This is a genomic window from Pseudoalteromonas sp. APM04 (assembly GCF_022809815.1).
Taxonomy (GTDB): Bacteria; Pseudomonadota; Gammaproteobacteria; order Enterobacterales; family Alteromonadaceae; genus Pseudoalteromonas; species Pseudoalteromonas marina.
In genome coordinates, this window is the sequence record NZ_CP094441.1 from 1327212 (window position 1) to 1346124 (window position 18913).

18 protein-coding genes are annotated in these 18913 nt (G+C 38.0%); 13 read left to right on the plus strand and 5 right to left on the minus strand.

Annotated elements, in window-relative coordinates:
- Window positions 1–40 precede the first annotated feature (40 nt).
- Window positions 41–793 (plus strand): Nif3-like dinuclear metal center hexameric protein, encoded by a 753-nt coding sequence (locus MTP24_RS06330; protein WP_008127700.1) that lies wholly within the window; start codon window positions 41–43, stop codon window positions 791–793.
- 372 nt (window positions 794–1165) lie between these two features.
- Window positions 1166–1738 (plus strand): VTT domain-containing protein, encoded by a 573-nt coding sequence (locus MTP24_RS06335; protein ID WP_243533282.1) that lies wholly within the window; start codon window positions 1166–1168, stop codon window positions 1736–1738.
- Window positions 1739–1882: 144 nt separating this feature from the next.
- On the opposite strand, the gene MTP24_RS06340 is transcribed toward MTP24_RS06335, so the two are convergent.
- From MTP24_RS06340 to MTP24_RS06350, 3 genes are all read right to left on the minus strand, one after another.
- A complete protein-coding gene (locus tag MTP24_RS06340; RefSeq protein ID WP_243533284.1) occupies window positions 1883–2659 on the minus strand; it encodes a YdcF family protein in 777 nt (258 codons plus the stop codon).
- A gap of 41 nt (window positions 2660–2700) precedes the next feature.
- Window positions 2701–3588, minus strand: coding sequence for a LysR family transcriptional regulator (locus MTP24_RS06345; protein ID WP_006792376.1), 888 nt, complete (start codon window positions 3586–3588; stop codon window positions 2701–2703).
- 549 nt (window positions 3589–4137) lie between these two features.
- Entirely contained in the window at window positions 4138–6507 is a 2370-nt protein-coding gene (locus MTP24_RS06350; RefSeq protein WP_243533286.1) for an EAL domain-containing protein, read from the minus strand.
- A gap of 200 nt (window positions 6508–6707) precedes the next feature.
- Between MTP24_RS06350 and pyrC the strand changes: the two genes are divergently transcribed.
- From pyrC to MTP24_RS06395, 9 genes are all read left to right on the plus strand, one after another.
- Window positions 6708–7763, plus strand: a complete 1056-nt coding sequence (gene pyrC / locus MTP24_RS06355) for a dihydroorotase (protein WP_008127987.1) — start codon at window positions 6708–6710, stop codon at window positions 7761–7763.
- A 498-nt stretch (window positions 7764–8261) separates the two neighbouring features.
- Complete coding sequence (locus MTP24_RS06360; protein ID WP_006792379.1) at window positions 8262–8465, plus strand: cold-shock protein; 204 nt, start codon at window positions 8262–8264, stop codon at window positions 8463–8465.
- A gap of 1043 nt (window positions 8466–9508) precedes the next feature.
- Window positions 9509–10279: a DUF3450 domain-containing protein gene (locus tag MTP24_RS06365; RefSeq protein WP_010557582.1), complete on the plus strand. Its 771-nt coding sequence runs from the start codon at window positions 9509–9511 to the stop codon at window positions 10277–10279.
- 6 nt (window positions 10280–10285) lie between these two features.
- Window positions 10286–11650: a MotA/TolQ/ExbB proton channel family protein gene (locus tag MTP24_RS06370; RefSeq protein WP_008131371.1), complete on the plus strand. Its 1365-nt coding sequence runs from the start codon at window positions 10286–10288 to the stop codon at window positions 11648–11650.
- Window positions 11650–12174: a MotA/TolQ/ExbB proton channel family protein gene (locus tag MTP24_RS06375; RefSeq protein ID WP_004588135.1), complete on the plus strand. Its 525-nt coding sequence runs from the start codon at window positions 11650–11652 to the stop codon at window positions 12172–12174. The genes MTP24_RS06370 and MTP24_RS06375 overlap by 1 nt, the downstream gene beginning before the upstream one ends.
- Before the next feature lie 14 nt (window positions 12175–12188).
- Window positions 12189–12593: a biopolymer transporter ExbD gene (locus tag MTP24_RS06380; RefSeq protein WP_006792384.1), complete on the plus strand. Its 405-nt coding sequence runs from the start codon at window positions 12189–12191 to the stop codon at window positions 12591–12593.
- Entirely contained in the window at window positions 12593–13204 is a 612-nt protein-coding gene (locus MTP24_RS06385; RefSeq protein ID WP_010557583.1) for an energy transducer TonB, read from the plus strand. The genes MTP24_RS06380 and MTP24_RS06385 overlap by 1 nt, the downstream gene beginning before the upstream one ends.
- 11 nt (window positions 13205–13215) lie before the next feature.
- Window positions 13216–14475: a tetratricopeptide repeat protein gene (locus MTP24_RS06390; RefSeq protein ID WP_138740345.1), complete on the plus strand. Its 1260-nt coding sequence runs from the start codon at window positions 13216–13218 to the stop codon at window positions 14473–14475.
- A gap of 61 nt (window positions 14476–14536) precedes the next feature.
- Window positions 14537–15583 (plus strand): hypothetical protein, encoded by a 1047-nt coding sequence (locus MTP24_RS06395; protein WP_243533288.1) that lies wholly within the window; start codon window positions 14537–14539, stop codon window positions 15581–15583.
- 324 nt (window positions 15584–15907) lie between these two features.
- Here the strand turns inward: MTP24_RS06395 and MTP24_RS06400 are convergent, their stop codons facing one another.
- Window positions 15908–16249 (minus strand): TraR/DksA C4-type zinc finger protein, encoded by a 342-nt coding sequence (locus MTP24_RS06400; protein WP_243533290.1) that lies wholly within the window; start codon window positions 16247–16249, stop codon window positions 15908–15910.
- 61 nt (window positions 16250–16310) lie between these two features.
- A complete protein-coding gene (locus tag MTP24_RS06405; protein WP_138740347.1) occupies window positions 16311–17291 on the minus strand; it encodes a tRNA-dihydrouridine synthase in 981 nt (326 codons plus the stop codon).
- 232 nt (window positions 17292–17523) lie between these two features.
- On the opposite strand from MTP24_RS06405, the gene MTP24_RS06410 reads away from it, so the two are divergent.
- Together MTP24_RS06410 and MTP24_RS06415 are read left to right on the plus strand one after the other, a co-directional pair.
- The gene (locus MTP24_RS06410; RefSeq protein ID WP_243533292.1) at window positions 17524–17958 is read left to right on the plus strand and encodes a hypothetical protein; all 435 of its coding nucleotides are present in this window, start codon (window positions 17524–17526) and stop codon (window positions 17956–17958) included.
- A gap of 96 nt (window positions 17959–18054) precedes the next feature.
- Complete coding sequence (locus MTP24_RS06415) at window positions 18055–18882, plus strand: DUF692 domain-containing protein (RefSeq protein WP_243533683.1); 828 nt, start codon at window positions 18055–18057, stop codon at window positions 18880–18882.
- Window positions 18883–18913: the final 31 nt, after the last annotated feature.

An 18913-nucleotide genomic window follows, 5' to 3' on the forward strand; every position in this document is an offset into this window, starting at 1 on the left:
AAAATTTGCACAAAATTCAGTGCAAAGTAAGGTTACGCGTATGCAACGTCAAGAATTTAACCAATTATTAAATGATATTTTAAAGCCTCACAATATTAAGGATTTTTGCCCAAATGGATTACAAGTTGAGGGTAAAAATGAAATAAAAAAAATTGTTACCGGAGTAACAGCGAGCCAAGCTTTAATTGACGCTGCAATTGATGAGCAAGCAGACGCTATCTTGGTCCATCATGGTTATTTTTGGAAAGGCGAGTCTCAACCTATTACCGGGATGAAAAAGCGGAGAATAGGCGCCTTATTGGCTAACGATATTAATTTATTTGCTTATCACCTCCCTTTAGATATTCACCCAGAGATTGGTAATAACGCGCAGCTTGCAAAATTATTAGATATTGAAATTCAAGAAGGCCTTGAGCCTGTTGCTAACAGTGTAGCAGTGAAAGGGCGCCTTAAAACAGCGCTAAGTGGAGATGAATTTGCATCAAAAATAGCTAAGATGCTTAATCGAGCCCCTCTCACAAGCTTAGTTCGTTCAAGTAAAATACAAACTATTGCGCTGTGTACTGGTGGAGGTCAAGGTTATATTGATTTAGCTGCGGAGCAAGGTATTGACGCTTATTTAACAGGTGAAGCGTCTGAGCAAACTATTCATAGTTCACGAGAACAAAATATTGATTTTTTTGCAGCAGGGCATCATGCAACCGAACGCTACGGTATAAAAGCTCTGGGCGAGCTACTTGCCCTGGAGTACGGTTTTGAGGTTAGCTTTATTGATATTGATAATCCTGTTTAAGCTACTGTGATATTTAAGATTATTAATTTTAGTACTCGTTATATTTTAAAATTTAAAGCCTTGAATTTAACGCCAGTTAAATAGGGGCGACAACGGATAGTGTACAAGCTCTGCTCTAATAGACTTTATTTACTTATATTGAAGTGAGGGCGTGTTTAAATTTGTTGTCTAGTGAGTTGAGTATAAATTGAGAGTGTTCAGAGCGTGGGAAGGAGACACGCTTTCTTTATATACACTGCTTAAATGAAAGCGAATAAAATAAACCGGTTGTAAAAGTAAGGTAAGTGGTTTGGTCTCTCATAAAGATCTTTTAATTTACTTAATTCGTTATGTATTTCTAGTTTTATTAAAAATGACCTTATAAGGACCGCAATGGAAGGTGTTTTAGCTCTACTTGAGCAGTACGGCTTATTTGTTTACCTATTGCTATTTGGCTATTGTGCATTGAAAAGCGGCTGGTTACCTTTATTTGCAGGTTATGCTGCTCAAATCGGCGCGCTTGATATTAAAGTAGTTATTTTAGCTACTTTTATGGGAGGGTATATTGGCGATGAGATACGGTTTGCTCTTGCAAGAGCTTATGGCACTTCATGGCTTGAAAAACCTAATAAAATTGGTCAACTATTTCAAACAGCGAGTGCGCTTGCTAACCGTTACGGCATGGCTTACATTTTTTTATATCGATACCCCAAAGGTATGCGCACAATTGGAGCGCTCCCTGTAGGGCTAACCGATATATCTTGGCCCCTATTTAGCATCTTAAATGCCTGTTCAGCTGCTTTATGGGTCATTATTTTAGTTGGCGGAGGCTATACTTTTGGAGCTACATTTGAGTCTATAGGTGTAGAGAGCTTAACCGCACTGAGTATATTATTGTTAGGGATATTTTTAGTTATACTCTATCGGCTTTGGACAAAACACCCACCTACAAAACAACGACAGTAAAGTGACGTTATTGTTTAACAAAAAATCTAGTGAAGAGCTTTACCCACATATCTTAAAGTATTGATATTTTATTTTCTTGCTCGACAAACATTCATTGTAAACAAATCAAATTTACGAGTTAGCAGGTGGCTTTTTGCAAGTTGTTTAAAGTGCCTCAGGGTCTAGCCATCGACGGACTTTTATCCACGTTGTTCCTATAACTTCATGGCTGTATTGCGTTACGGCTAGTAGTGCTTGCGCATTTGGAACGAGCTGTTTATGAAAAGGAAGCGCTGCAAAATTGTGAAAGTCAGTTGCTGCAGGAATGCTTGTTACACCTTGGGCCGAAAACAAGTCCTGGGCTCTGGGCATATGCAGTACCGAAGTTACTAACGCTACCTTAAAATCAACTAGCTTAGGCGCTAGTAGCGCAGCTTCTTGCGCTGTATCCATTGCCTTTGGGTTTTGCAAAAGCCTATTTTTATTAATGCCTAACTCAATGGCAGTTTGATACATCAAGCTGCTGTTAGTAATATTCTCATAACCGCCGCCAGAAAAAATAAGCTGTGATTTTGGGTAGTACTTAGCGAGTTTGACTCCTTCAACTAGTCGGGTTAGCGCGCAATTACCTAATTGGTTATTAGCACTTAAGACAGAGTTAGGATTTATATCGCACCCAAGCACAACTATTTTGTCTAATTCTGGGTGTTTTGAAGGGTGAAAAGAAAGGCTTGTTGGCTCGTTGTTTTTTAAAATTTGGTTAGCAACAAATGGTGTACTGATTGCCAACAATGTTGAAAGTCCAAAAAATGCAATTACTAAAGAAAATTTGCGCCCCTTGAATGCCAAAAACAAAGCTATAAGTGTAAAAAGACCAATTAAAGGGAGCGGCATAAGCAAGCCGCCAAGTAACTTTTTCAAAGCGAACATAATGAGCAACATAAAAGCTATAATTTAAGTTATGTTACTCATTAATGAGTAGTTTATCGACCGTTATTTAACTTACACGTATTTAAAAAGTGGCGATATACAGGGTTATCTTTCATATCTTTTTTCATCGCTAAGTACATTGGTCGAGTTAAACCTAGCGCACCTAGTGGAATCGATTTGATGAGTCCTTGGCTTTCATATGGTGTAACCAACCAATCAGGTAATGCAGCTACACCCATTCCAGCACTGACTAGCTGAAAAATTAGTAGTCCTTGATCTACGTTTTTTAACGTCCCGTCAAAACGTGCATTTTGAATGAAATGTTTAAATATATCTTGGCGTTCGCGCGGAATAGGGTAAGAAATAATGGTTTCATTCTTTAAGTCCAACGCTGTAACGTATGCTTTTTTAGCAAGATCGTGATCAGGTGCAACAATTAACTTTAACTTAAAGTCGAATAAATGGGCATACTCTAGCTTATCGGGTTCACGAATGTCTGATGTGAGTACTAAGTCTAATTCATCGTTAAGTAAGTCTGGAATTGCGTCATAACTAAAACCACGTTCATAATCAATTTTTATATCTGGCCAAAAGTTATTAAAATCTTTAATTGTTGGAAGTAGCCAGTGAAAACAAGCATGGCATTCAACACTTAAGCGTAATTGTGAAATTGGCTGATTAAGGCTCTCTTTTAAACGACATTTAGTTGCTTCAATTTTCGGCAGTATTTCGTGGGCTAACTCAAGCAATAACATGCCTTGCGGGGTAAAACGCACAGGCTGCGTTTTGCGTTCAAACAACTGGCAGTCTAACTTGTTTTCCAAGTCTTTAATTTGATGTGATAAAGCCGACTGAGTTAAGAATAATTCGCGGGCAGTATTCACTAATGAACCGGTTTCTTTAAGGGTTGCAATAGTTTTTAAGTGTTTTATACCAATCATCTTTAATAATTCTCATGGAAAATTTGAGTAGTGCTCATTATTTTTCAATACTACGCTTATATAAAAAACGTTTCAACGTCTAGACGTCTAAATTAAGCTAATAAATATAGTTTTACTGATTAATGTTTTTATAGTTTAGCGTAAGTAACTAGATTAAAGCCGATTTTTTACTACTTGTATTAATTTACTTCATGTTTAAAGGTAAAGGGGCTGGTATAAAAAATTTTTACCTTGCTTAGTTAACTAACGCTAATAGATAGAAAAGTAGTGACCTTTGTAGAAAATAAAAATACTTTGGAGTATATGAAGGTTGATCTTTGGTGATTGACTTTACAGCTGTCAGTTTTTTATTCAGGCAAAGATAATTTATATATTGTGGTCATTCCTAATAAATAACCAATAACGAAGAACAAACCCAAACGCATGCTGCCCTTTGGGTTATTTATGGGGCTATTTGCTCTTTGTTGCTGGGTATTTATTTATCCCACTGGGTTATATACCTCGCGCCGCGCTCTAAGTGCCCCAAGCCTTAACTTTACAGATGTGGGGCTAAAGTGGTTGATTAATTAGTAATATAGCTTCTTTTGCTGGAACTGGTTTTGACATTAAATAACCTTGTCCGTATTCACAATGCGTAGTTTGCAAAGTCTCTAGCTGTCCGGTGGTTTCAATTCCTTCAGCAACAACTTCAAGTTTTAACGACTTAGCAAGTGACAAAATAGCCTCAACCAAGGGATTTGTTGAATCTTGTACATGATCGATGAAGCTTTTATCGATCTTCAGAATATGAATGGGGAGCTGGTGTAAGTAGCCTAGCGCAGAGTAACCTGTTCCAAAATCATCAAGACATAGTTTTACTTTTAGAGGTGAGAGCCCTTCGATAATTTGTGTGGCGAGCTCTAAGTTTTCTATTAATCCAGATTCGGTTATTTCTAAGCACAAAGAACCTAAAGGCAATTGGTATTTGTTATAGATAGCGTGGACCTGAGCTACAAAATCTAGGCTTGCAAAATGGCGCGATGATACATTTACTGTGACTTTTAAGAAACGATGACCTTGTTGGTGCCACTTTGAAATATGCTGTGCAGCTAAGTCGAGTAGATGTAAATCCAGGTTGATTATTTGGCCTGTTTTTTCAGCAATAGGAATAAAGTCATTAGGTGAAACAAACCCTTTTTTAGGGTGGTGCCAACGCACAAGTGCTTCAAAGCCAATAACGTGGTTATTTAAGATTGTAAAAATTGGCTGAAAGTAGAGTTCAAATTCGTTGTGTTCAATACCGTGCTGTAGGTCGTTTTCTATGTCGGCGTGTGTTTTAAGCTTTTTTCTCATTGTGTTGTTAAAAAACTTAACTTGTCCGCGGCCTGTTGATTTAGCCTCGTACATAGCGGCGTCTGCTTGTTGCAGTAACAGGTATGCTTTATCGTCAACATTATCAGTATAGGCAATACCTATGCTGGTAGAGGCTTGCAATAAATGGCCATCAACATTTATTGGTTTAGAAAGTGCTTCTTTTATGCGCCCTAGTGCCTCTTTAACTTGATTACGATGAGTAATGTTTTCCATTAAAATAGCAAACTCGTCGCCACCCAAGCGTGAAAAAGTGTCGGTGTTACGAACTGTACCTTTGATCAACTCACAAATTTTAATTAAAAAGTGATCGCCAACTTCGTGGCCGAGCGCATCATTGATACTTTTAAAGCGGTCAAAATCTAAATAAAGTAGGGCATGAACAGTGCCTTTTTTTACACGCGTTAAGCGCAAAATTGCATGCTTTATTCGTTCAATAAGTAATGAACGATTAGCAAGCCCAGTTAATCCATCATGTAAAGCTTTGTGTTCAAGCTCCTGCCTAGCTAACTGCCTATCTATTGCCATACTTATTTGCCTGCTTACATAGGTAAGCAAAGCACTATCGTGCTCATTATAATGATGTGCCTCATGATAACTTTGCACAACAATGACACCACTCATACGTTCATTGGCTTTAAATGGTACACCTAGCCAAGATTCGGCTTGACGACCAATTAATTTAAAATGACCTTGCTCTATATGATCAATGTAGTCTTGTTTTGTTAATAACATCGCTTGGTCAGTTTGCAATAAAAAGTAAGACGCGGTGTCTTTAAGTTGTTCTTTAGAGATTTTTTGATGTGTGTTTGTTTGAATTCCAGCTTCAACAATGTAAACAATATCTAGAATGTCGATTTGTTTATCGTAAAGGCCAATAAAGAAGTTATCAGCCCTTAATAAGCTATTAATAATAGTGTGTAAAGATTCGAAAAATGTATCTAAGTCACTGGCTTTATAGGTTAAGTTGGCTATTTGAAGAAGACTGTTTTCAAGCTTTTGCGCGTCATTTAACTGCTCTACAGTCGATTGCAGGCTATTTACCATGTTAACTTGGTTTATTTTAGCGCTTAAAAGGTGTGCCACTGTTGTTAATATTTCAAGGTGTGCATTAGTAAAGTAATTCATGGCGGGGTGTTCACAATCAATAACACCTAGAATACGGTCTTTGTATACAAGAGGCACGCAAAGCTCTGATTGAGCAGGGCGTTCGTCTGCAATATAACGGCTATCTTTTGTGACATCGCCTAAAATTATTGCTTTTTTTGTTGTTGCAACAAAACCTGATATCCCTTCGTTAAAATTAATTACTTTTCGTTGGGCTTTGTATTTATATCTTTGGCGATCGATTCCCATAGAAGCAACAAGATTGAGTTTAGAGGCTGATTCATCAGCGAGATAAATAACACAGTCAACAAACCCAAGACGATTTACAACTTGAGTCGTTACATATTCAAATAGCTCATCTAAGGTGTCTAGCTGTAATAGGCTTGATGAAAACTGATTTATGATACTTAGCTGATCTGTTTTTACTTCAAGCGCTTTAGAGGTATCGATACTGTTCGACATAGGCAAAATTTATTATTCTTTTTTTATAAACACCACATTAAGTTAACCTAATATCAACTGTTCTACAAAATAAAACGATAAACGTTTTAACCAAGCTGTAAATAAAATAGGGCAAATTAGTAACCGATTATTTTAATAAAATCTTTACTCGAAAACATCATATGCCTATGATCACATAAATTCAGCTGTGGAATGAAGTGATGACCAGTAATAATACAAACTCTGTAAAAACGTTAACAATTACCCGACCTGACGATTGGCATGTGCATTTACGCGATGGTGATCAGCTTAAAGACACTGTGCGCGATATTAGCCGCTATATGGGGCGTGCTATTATAATGCCAAATTTGGTTCCTCCAGCGACCTGCACGGACACCGCTTTAGCTTACAGAGAACGTATAATGGCTGCTAAGCCACAAGGTAACTTTGAGCCTTTGATGGTGTTATACCTCACTGATAAGACAACACCTGAAGAAATAATTAAGGCTAAGGCATCAGGCAAAGTATTTGCTGCTAAACTATACCCTGCTGGCGCGACAACCAATTCTGATTCTGGTGTAACGTCCGTCAAAAATATATATTCAGTGCTTAGCGCTATGCAAGATGTTGGTATGCTTTTGCTTGTACATGGTGAAGTGACGGATTCTTCAATTGATATTTTTGACAGAGAAAAAGTATTTTTAGATACGATTCTAGGTGATGTCGTTAATGACTTTCCAGAGCTTAAAATAGTACTTGAGCATATAACAACAAAAGATGCGGTTGATTTTGTCAATAACGCGCCAAGTAATGTTGCGGCAACGATTACTGCTCACCATTTACTGTATAATCGAAACCACATGTTAGCAGGAGGGATTCGTCCTCATTATTACTGTTTGCCTATACTCAAACGTAATATTCACCAGCAAGCACTTATGGCTGCAGCTACGAGTGGCAGTAAAAAGTTCTTTTTAGGTACTGACTCTGCGCCTCATTATAAAGATAAAAAAGAAGCTGCGTGCGGTTGTGCAGGGGCTTACACGGCTCATGCTGCTATTGAGCTTTACGCAGAAGCATTTGAAGAAGCTGGTGCATTAGATAAGCTAGAGGGCTTTGCAAGCCACTTTGGTCCAGACTTTTATGGTTTAGCGCGTAATAGCGATACAATTACACTGCAAAAGACTCCTTGGACTGTGCCTGCAAGTTATACGCTTGGCGATTCTGAAGTCGTACCGATAAAAGCTGAATCTGTAATTGATTGGGCTGTTTTAAAGTAAAATTAAGTATTTGAAATCAAAGCCGCTTACTTAAGCGGTTTTTTTGTATGTAAATATTTAGGCTCAAGGCTTGTATGAAAAGGTATAAATTGGCTTGTTACTTAATCATTATTTCTTGTTTGTTTTAGTATGAACAGAGATTAGCCTGTGAAGGGTTAACAATCGCTGTATTTTTATTAGGATTTCATAATAAATATTACAATAGTATTTTATTTTTATTTATTTTAATCAATGTCTTATCTGTTTTTAATCACAGAGTAAGTTTTTTTAGAAATTATTTTCAATTAATAGAGCGAAAAAAAATAGAATGTGTTAATCTTACTTTGCTTTGAGTTTTTATGAATTGAATTTACGGATATTGTGCTGCGTTTAAGGTTACCAGTTAGGTTATTACTTGTTCCTGTACTATACCTCTATTTTATGAGCATTGACTCAAGGAGGCTATTGCCACAATAACGTGGCAGAATTTTTAATTATTGACTTACAGGAAAATTTAGTATGTCGGTTTCTGGTAAAGTAAAGTTTTTCAACGAAGCTAAAGGCTTTGGTTTCATTGAACAAGAAAACGGTCCTGACGTGTTTGTACACTTCAGCGCAATCTCTGGTTCTGGTTTTCGCACTCTTAGCGAAGGTCAAGCAGTGACATTCAGCATCAAACAAGGTCAAAAAGGCCCTGAAGCTGAGAACGTTGAAGCAGCATAATTTTAATTATGTGAACTCATGTTCATCTTGGTGAAGCAGGTCTCTGTTTCACCATTATTCCTTAAAACTTCTCACATACTCAGAAAGTTCCTCATATACCCATAAACCATAATACCTCCAATCATTAATAGTGCTCATTTATTATATCTAAACTCCAAAAGACCATTATGTGGTTTAATTTTGCTATAAAACCTAATTTTAATTAAATATGCTAAACAGAATTCTATGTATTATTAATTTTGTGCTGCCTATAAATTTCTAATATTTTTATTACCTTCCTAGATTAACTTGCAAGTTTTAGAAGTATTAATATTTACAAAACTCAGCCTCAAACTGGATTATATGGATAAACGACAAAGCCTAGAGTTTGGATAGTGAGCTAAGAAGTAACATACAGTGAACTTAGGCAAGACTCGGTTTGAACATCATAAGAATAATTAACTAAAGTAAGCTTTTTTTGATTTTGATTGTGCCCAAGCCATTAATGAGGCCTTATTTCGTCTATCAGTGTAGAGCGTTGCTTGATTGTAATTGAGTGTCAGAAAACCTTCACAAATTTGATATTGAAACCCTTCTATTAGCTTTACAACTTTCAATATGTGTAACGTTTGATTTTTGTGCGTTAAACCGTTCCTTTTTTGAGTTAAAGTGCTTAAAAATGATAAAAAACCGTCAAATAGAGCCCCTAAAAGAGTTTTTTTTTAAATGTTTTTATTTTTTTTTTATATACATCAAGTTTGAACTAAATGTTGCATTTATGTTGTTTGTTTAGAGGTCTATCCAGTTAAACATCAACCTTATTGGGGTTTGCTAGGATTGTTGATAATACAGTTGGTTGCAATAATGTTAACATTTTATTGGTGCTACTTTAATGTAGTCCATCGGCAGGTGATTTATTTGCTAATTACACCTAACATCAAGTTGACAGCGCTTATTGCATTTAGCATTATTGAAAGGTTGATATCTATTAAAAGATATCAGGGTTGTTCTCCTCGGAGGATAATTAAATTATAAAAGTAACATTACTTAATTGGTTGGGAACTATGTCTGTTAAAATCAGAAAGAGTCTTGTAGCAACAGCGTTGGTTGGCGCTTTTGCATTTGCAAGCAGCAATGTGATTGCAGATCCTTTGAATGACGTGCAAAAAGCAGGTCAACAAATTCAAAAGGCTGCTGTTAAGTCTCAAACTAAAATTGACAATGTATATGGTCAAACTCAAGAGCTAATCGCTGAGTACCGTAGCATCGTTGATGAGACTGAACTTATGAAAGTGTATAACGATCACGTTGCACGTTTGGTCGCTGACCAAAATGCATCGATTGAGTCGTTCGATCGTCAAATTGCGACTATCGATAACACTAAACAAAACGTTGTGCCTTTGATGTATCGCATGATCGATACGCTTGAGCAATTCATCAAAGCGGACGTTCCATTTAATCTTGAAACGCGTCTAGGCCGTGTTGAAAGACTTCGTGACATCATGGCATCTGCCTCTGTTACTACGTCTGAAAAATTCCGTCAAGTTCTTGAAGCATACACAGTTGAAACAGCGTACAGCTCTGCAGTAACTGCTTCTCAAGGTACGCTTGAAATTGATGGCAAAAATATCAACGTAGATATCGGTCGTTTAGGTCGTATTACATATGTTGCTCAGTCTTTTGACTTGAAACATGCTTGGGTGTGGGATAACAACACTAAACAGTGGAAAGAATTAGGTGAAGAATACCTAAAACCTGTTAAAGAAGTGATCCGCATGGCACGTAAGCAAGCGACACTAGAACTTGTTAAACTACCAATCTTTGGCGCGGAGTAATCAATAATGAAGAAACTATTTAAAGGTTTTGCTGTTGCAGCAGTACTATCTGTTTCTGCAGGTACCGCGCTTAACGCACACGCAAACACTGACGCTTTAGACAAAATTCTTGAGCAAGTTAAGCAAGAGCGTATCTCAGAAGGTAAGATCAATAAGCAACGTGAGCAAGAGTTCTTATCAGAACGTGCTGACAAGCAATCTTTACTTAATAAAGCTAAAAGCCAGCTAGCTGCTGAAAAAGCACGTGGTGAATCTTTAGCTAAGCAATACGCACAAAACGAAAACACTTTAGCGGAAAAAGAGCAAGCTCTTCAAAATGCTCAAGGTACTCTAGGTGAGATGTTTGGTGTTGTACGTCGTGCAGCGCAAGACGCTATCGGTTCTATCGAAGCATCTTTAGTAAGTGCTGAAAAGCCAGGTCGTGCTGAAGTACTTCGTTCATTAGCAGCAGCTAAAGAACTTCCAACAGTTCGTGAGTTAGAAGAGCTTTGGATTTCACTTCAAACAGAAATGACAGAATCAGCAAAAGTATCTACTTTTGAATCTGAAGTTGCTGGCCTTGACGGAAACACTGCGGTTAAGAAAATCACTCGTATTGGTAACTTTAACTTAGTTGCTGACGAAGGTTACTTAATCTACTCGCCAGAAACAAAGTCTATCCAGCCTTTAGGTAAACAACCTGATAGCTACATTTTAGATGGCATTTCAAACCTAGAAGCAACATCTTCTGATAGCTACGCGGGCGTTTACATTGACCCTACACGCGGCGCAATCTTACGTATTAATACGCAGAAGAAAACGCTAATGGAATACTACGAGCAAGGTGCTGAAGTTGGTTATATCATCACTGTACTACTTGCTGTAGGTCTATTAATCTTCTTAGTTCGTTTCATTGACTTAGCGCTTACTACTTCTAAGATCAAATCACAACTTAAGAACTTGTCTACACCGAATACAAACAACCCACTGGGTCGTATTCTTAAAGTGTACCATGACAACAAATCTCAAGATGTTGAAAACCTTGAACTTAAACTTGATGAAGCTATTTTACGTGAAACTCCACGTGTTGAAGCTGGTATCAACATCATCAAGATTCTTGCTGCTATCGCACCATTACTAGGTCTACTAGGTACAGTAATCGGTATGATTTTAACGTTCCAAACAATCACATTGTTCGGTACGGGCGATCCGAAGATCATGGCTGGTAACATCTCTCTAGCACTTGTAACTACAGCGCTAGGTCTAATTGCAGCACTACCACTTATTCTACTTCACTCTATTGTTGCAGGTCGTAGTAAGTCGGTATTACATATCCTTGATGAGCAAAGCGCTGGTATCATCGCTACTCACGCGGAGAAGGAGAAAGCCTAATGCTAGTCCTGATGGAGATATGGGAATCTATCAGGGATTTTGTTGGCACAGGCGGCCAGGTTTTATACGTGGTCGCGATAGCACTCTTTCTGATGTGGGTTTTAATGATTGAGCGCTATTGGTTCTTACTTGCAGAGTTTCCTCGTTTAACGAAGGATATTGTTGCTAAGTGGGATGCCCGCCAAGACACTACGTCTTGGTACGCACACAGAATCCGTGAAGCATGGATTTCTGAAGCGTCTGAAAAATTAGATCAGCGTATGTTGTTGATTAAAACATTAGTAGCTGTTTGTCCTTTAATAGGCTTACTTGGAACTGTAACGGGTATGATCGCGGTTTTTGAAACCATGGCAACCCAAGGTACTGGTAATGCACGTTTAATGGCATCAGGTATTTCAATGGCAACAATCCCAACAATGGCTGGAATGGTTGCGGCACTATCTGGAGTTTTCTTTAGCTCACGCCTTGAGGCAAGAGCGAGAATGGTGAAAGCCAAACTTGTAGATAGCATGCCTCATCACTAGAGAGAGAATTAAATATGGCACGTAAACAACGTTTTCGTGAAGAAGAAGAAGCAGCGGTAGATATGACACCAATGCTTGACATCGTATTTATCATGCTTATTTTCTTTATCGTAACTACATCGTTCGTTAAAGAGGCTGGTATCGAGGTCAATAAACCTAAAGCTGCCCAAGCTACGAAGCAAAAAAATGCTAACATTTTTATTGCTATACGCAGTGATGGCGCAATCTGGATTGATAAGCAGCAAGTTGACGTTGAACGTGTTTCAGCGAAAATTGAAAGCTTACTAGCAGAACAACCTACTGACGTTGTAATTTTGCAAGCTGATAAAGAAGCAAAACACGGTACAGTGGTTAAAGTTATGGACCAGATTAAAGCAACGGGCGATAACCTAAGAATTTCAATAGCTGGAGATCAGTAATGATTCGTTTTCTGTTTTCACTGATTGCAGGTGGGGCAGTTACTTTCGGCTTGTTCTACTTCATGGCTTACCTCATCTCTGGTGGGGCTGACCGTAATACGGAACAAAAAGAGCAGATCATAGTCGAAATTATGACGAATCCGCCTGAATCTAAGGTGCAGGAGAGGAAGCGTGTACCGCCTCCACCTCCGCCACCGCCAAAGCAGCCGCCTAAACCGCAGCCGCCACAGCCGGATACTAATCCTAACCCAGGTGCAATGTCATTTAACATGCCAAGCATCGACGTAGGGAGTTCTGCTGGTGGACTAAGTGGTCCGGGTGCATTTGGACGAGATGGTGATGCGACACCTATCGTTCGTATTGAACCAAAATATCCAACGCAAGCAGCGCGTGATGGTAAAGAAGGTTGGGTACAACTTTCGTTCACAATTGATGAGTTAGGTGGGGTTATTGACGTTGATGTAATCGACGCTGAGCCTAAACGTATCTTTGACCGTGAAGCTAAACGTGCACTTCGTAAGTGGAAATACCGTCCGAAAATTATTGACGGTAAGCCACAAAAACAAGTTGGTTTACAAGTTCAACTAGACTTTAAACTTAACCAAGGCTAAGGAGGCGAGTAATGAGAAATTTATCTAAAGTAACTGCTCTTGCAATTCTTATGTCTGTGTCAGGTGCAACTTTAAGTTCATCTGTATTAGCGGCGCCAGATTACGCAAAAATTGAAGAGCGTAAGAAAGCAAAAACTAAGATCATGGGCGAGCGTACTGGTAAAAAAGTAATTAAAGCATTTGACTTGTATAACGAAGAAAAAGTTGACGAAGCAATTGTATTGCTGAGAGAGATTGACCCTTCAGATGAGTTTGATAAAGCGACTGTAAATCGTTACTTAGGTAGCATGTACGCGCAGAAAGAAAACTACGCTGATGCAATCAAATACAGCAAGCTAGCAGTAGCGCCTGATATTTTGAACTTTGCAGACCATGAACAAACACTTAAGTTATTAGGTGATTTGTACGCGGGTACTGAGAAATACAAAGAAGCAAAAAAAGCATACACAGCATGGATGGACTTCACAGGTGAGGAAGATCCAACTGTATATACTCGTATTGCGCAAGCTAACTTTCAGCTAGAGCAATTCAGTGATGTTTTTGAGCCTGCTAACAAAGCAATAGCTCTTCAAAAAGAGCCTAATAAAGGCCCTTACCAGCTTAAACTTGGCGCATACTTTGAAACTAAAGATTATGCAAACATGGTTAAAGTGGGTGAAGAAATTGTTAGAGTTTGGCCTGATGATAAAAAAGCTTGGGTTGGTTTAGGTAAATATTACCTACAAACCGAAGAATATCAGAAAGGTCTTGCAACAATGGAAGTGGCTTTCAAAAACGGTTACTTTGAAAACGAAGTTGAATACAAAGTACTTGCTAACTTTTACTCTTTAAATGAAATTCCTTACAAAGCAGCAGTAACGCTTGAAAAGGCAATTAAAGAAGAAAAAGTTAAACGTACTAAGCAAAATGTCAACGCTGTTGCAAGTAACTATCATCGCTCTAAAGATATAGAGAAAGCTGCTAAGTATTATGAAGAAGCTGCTAAATTTGATGACGACGCTGAGCTTTACCGCAAAGCAGGTTCATTACTTTTACAATCTGAGAAATTCAGTGCTGCCGTTGTTCGCTTGAACAAGGCGTTAGAGCTTGGCTCTGACAAAAAAGGTACAATTTATTCAGATTTAGCTGAGGCGTATTACTACCAAGGCAAGTATAAGCAAGCTTATGCTGCTATTGTTAAAGCTATGGACGACCCACGCACACGTAAGTTTGCAAAAGGTTGGTCTACTTACATTAAAGATAAAGCCGCTCGCAACGGTGTTAAAATTTAATATTAGCTAACATTAGCAATTTTTAAAAAGCCCCTCTGGGGCTTTTTTTATTAGGATCACTATGTATAAAACGTTTTTTGTATCATTGTTATTGTGTTTAAATCTTGTTGGTTGTACTGATAAGAGTGATAGTTTTAGTTCTTTTGATGAGGCACGCAGCGCTTTAAAGTCTTTAAATACTGTGTTGATATTAGGTCAAGAAAGAAATAATAAAAAAGTTACAGAAGAAAACATTGTTTACTCGAACGAATATCTTGATAAACGTCACGCTATTTATCAGCAATTGATGACGATGAAGTTAACACCTAATCAAATTACCCAAGTTAATTATTTGGTTATTGCAGAACGATTTACTGAGCGTTTTTTTCCTTGGCCAGCCCAAGTAGACGTTCTACATAATATGAGTTTATTTAACCGTTCAGCTAGCACCGTTGAGCAAACTATTAGTTGGCTTAAATTTACACAAGCTAAGTTAGACATTGCAAAGCAAAGTAATCTAAAACTAAACAAGTTAGAGTATTCTTTATTACAGGAATATGTAGCGCAAGCTATCGAAAACAAGGCTACACAAGGTGCAATTAAAAGCCATATCAGAGCTTTTTCTAATTATTTGGATAATTATAAGCCCAGAGGGAGTGTTGGTTTAAGAGGGCTTTCTAATGGTTCAGAGTGGTATCAGAGTAAACTCAATTATTATGGCAACGCGGTTAACTCGCCTTTAGAGTGGGTTGTTATTATTAACGAACAAATTAAAGCGCTTGAAAGTGCAGTTATTAATGTCAAATTTAAACAAAATCACACCAAATCATTTGTTGTGCAATATTTATCTAAAGAGCCATTGATTAATGGACTTGACTGGCAAACACATTACTTAGACTTGCCTGCTATGGCCAGCAATACAAAATTGTCTAATAAGGACAAGTTGCTCATGCTTACAATGATGGAAACAGATATAGGTATTCATTACCATGCATGGACGATTGAACAGGCTAAAGTTAATTTGTCAAAGCGTCTTAAAGTGTCAGAACAAACCGCGCAATATTTAGTTGAAGATATTATTCTTTATCCAGGACAATCGTTTAGTTTTTGTGGTCAGATTTGTTATTAACCCAGGGGTTGTTTATTTGCCGAGGCTTATGGGAAGGCAAAGCCTCGATGTGTAGATACATGTTTTTTAATACGTAATTACGCAGAGTTTATTCTAACATACCCTGTTATTTTTTTGAGTTCCGGCCGGGGCAGTTTATGTTTAGCTGCCTCTAGTCAATATAGGTAATGGGCATGAGTAATGAGTAATGAGTAGGGTGCAGGGGTTTTGCTCTGTTTTTACTTGTCTACTGGCTCAAAAACTTTGCACCCCGGTTAAATCAATTTCAAAACTAATATGTCTACAGGCATTAGCTACAGAAACTTATAACTAAGACTTTAAACATTAGTTAGATGTTCGTTTAATTGCGCATTTTGTACAGCGCTGTGTTGCAGGGTCTTTTTGAAGTAATGCGGTTGCAATATTTTCTTCACAATCACAACAATAGCCGTATTGACCTATATCAATTTGACTCACTGCGGCCTCTAACATAGTCATACGATTAATTAAGTTGGCATACTCAGGGCCGAGCCTTTTTGCAGCAAGATCTAACCATTCATTATTTGCTGTATGCTTTAATGTGGTGATCAAGCCTTGATGGGCGGGGTGGGGCGATTTAGAAAGCATAACAAGTATGTTTGATTTAACTTGTGTTAGTTCATCATGTAAGCGCTTTTGGTGGTTCATTATCAGTATAACCCTTTTACATTAACTGCTCGTTATACTGATATTATCTAATTGCTTTTAATTATCTGTCATGATTTGAATCAAGTTGTGGCGCTTTTGCATATTTTTTTAAAACGGCAGATACGTCTTCTTTGGTTTTTAACCTACGAATTTCATCAAACAATGTTATCGCCTGCGGATATTGACGCTTTAAATAACCTAGCCATTGTTTAGTTCTAGATGCAAAATATTTTTCATCTTTAGCTGGGTCATGATGAATAGCTGAGTGTATTAAGTGATAAAGAACATGCTCCCATTCTAAACCCTCATAGTACTCATTGTTGACATGTGCTTTTATTTTTTTAGCTAAATCAGGATGAGATAGGGCGCCTCTGCCAAGCATTAAGTCACTGCAACCGCTTCTTTTTTGGCATAGCATCGCATCTTCAACTTGCCATATTTCACCATTAGCAACTACAGCAATATTTTTACCTTTTATTATAGGAGGTATCTTTTCCCAATATGCAGGCGGGTTGTATCCATCGCGCTTTGTTCTTGCATGAATTGCTACGCTATTAGCGCCAGCACTTACAACCGCATCAATAATTTCTTGGCTGTTACTGTCGTCATCAAATCCTAAACGTATTTTTGCACTGACTTCATGTTTTGAATCTACCGCATCTCTAACCGCTTTAATTATGGTATACATATGCTCGGGATCTTTAAGCAAAACGGCACCACCGCGGCTACGGTTAACTGTTTTCGCAGGACACCCAAAATTAAGGTCAACACCATGGGAACCCAAATCAATCGCTCTCACTGCGTTTTCAGCTAATGGATTAGCTTCTTGTCCAAGCAATTGTATACGCACCGGCGTGCCTGCTCGGGTATAGCCATTATTATTTAGTTCAGGGCAGTATCGATAAAATACTTTTTCAGGTAAACGTGCTTGAACAACTCTTACAAATTCGGTCACGCATAAATCAAACCCGCCAAGGTCAGTTAGTAATTGGCGCATTTTAAAATCTACAACACCTTCCATAGGTGCTAAAACAAGTTTCATAAAGCGATTATATTATTAAAAATAAGGTCGCTAGTTTACCTTTAAATTGCATATTGATAAATCTGTAATTGTTACTCATAGTTAAAGTGAGAATGCAGGGGGCAAATTTTTCGAATAAATAAAAATAAAATGAAAGTTTTTATTTCATCACAGGTCTACTTAAACATACACGCAATTTAAAACGATATTTACATTGCAATGACTTACACATTGAGTATAGAGAGCAAAGATAATGAATACAGTAAAAAATAATACAATCGCATTAACATTAGGTGCAGTAGTAGTGGGTTCTGCGAGTTTAGTATCTGCTGATGTACAAGCAAACCCGTTTGAATTTCAGCAGCTTGTTTCAGGTTATCAATTAGACGCTGCCGAAGGCAAGTGCGGTGAAGGCAAATGTGGCGGTGACGCAAAAGGTAAAAAAGAAGGCAAGTGCGGCGAAGGTAAATGTGGCGGCGACGCAAAAGGTAAAAAAGAAGGCAAGTGCGGCGAAGGTAAATGTGGCGGCGACGCAAAAGGTAAAAAAGAAGGCAAGTGCGGCGAAGGTGAATGTGGCGGCGATGCAAAAGGTAAAAAAGAAGGCAAGTGCGGCGAAGGTAAATGTGGTGGCGACGCAAAAGGTAAAAAAGAAGGCAAGTGTGGCGAAGGTAAATGTGGTGGCCGTTAATTTCTTAATTTAATTAAGTTATGCTAAAGGGCCACGGGCCCTTTTTTGTTAATAGTAGAGGCAGTTATGACACAAATGCACAGTTCGGGATTTGGAATGGTTGGCTTAGGTTTGCGCCGTGAAATGCTAGATGAGTTATTAGAACACGTTCCAAAGCAAATTGATTTTTTAGAAGTTGCGCCTGAAAATTGGTTAAAACTGGGCGGCCGATTTAAAAAGCAGTTTAAAACATTAACCGATGCTAATAATTTTGTATGTCATGGTTTGTCTTTATCAATAGGTTCGCCAGAGCCGCTTGATATTGAATTTATTAAATCGCTAAAAGTCTTTTTTGATCAGCACAACATTAAAATGTTTAGTGAGCATTTGAGTTATTGCTCTGGTCAAGGCCATATGTATGATTTAATGCCCATCCCTTTTACCGAAGAGGCAATAGCGCACGTTGTCCCCCGAATTAAGCAAGTTCAAGATATTCTTGAACGACCTATTGCGATGGAAAATGTATCTTACTACGGTGCGCCAGGCCAAGAGTTATCTGAACTCGAATTTACTACTGAAATTTTAGAGCAAGCAGATTGTAAATTGTTGCTTGATGTAAATAATATTTATGTTAATTCGATAAACCATGGTTATGACGCAAATACTTTCTTAGCTGGCTTACCTACAAAGCGTATCGCCTATGGGCATGTTGCGGGACATTATAATGAGGCTAATGATTTAATAGTCGATACTCATGGCGCCGATGTTATTGATCCAGTCTGGGAGTTACTTGATAAAGCTTATAAGGTACATGGTGTATTTCCAACGCTTCTTGAGCGAGACTTTAATATTCCAGAGATAAATGTACTCACTAAAGAGCTTGATATTATTATTCAGTTGCAACAAAAGTATCTAAATCCTGAGCTTTCAAAACAACGAGCTTAAAGTTAACGCGAATCAGACAGTAATGAGTATC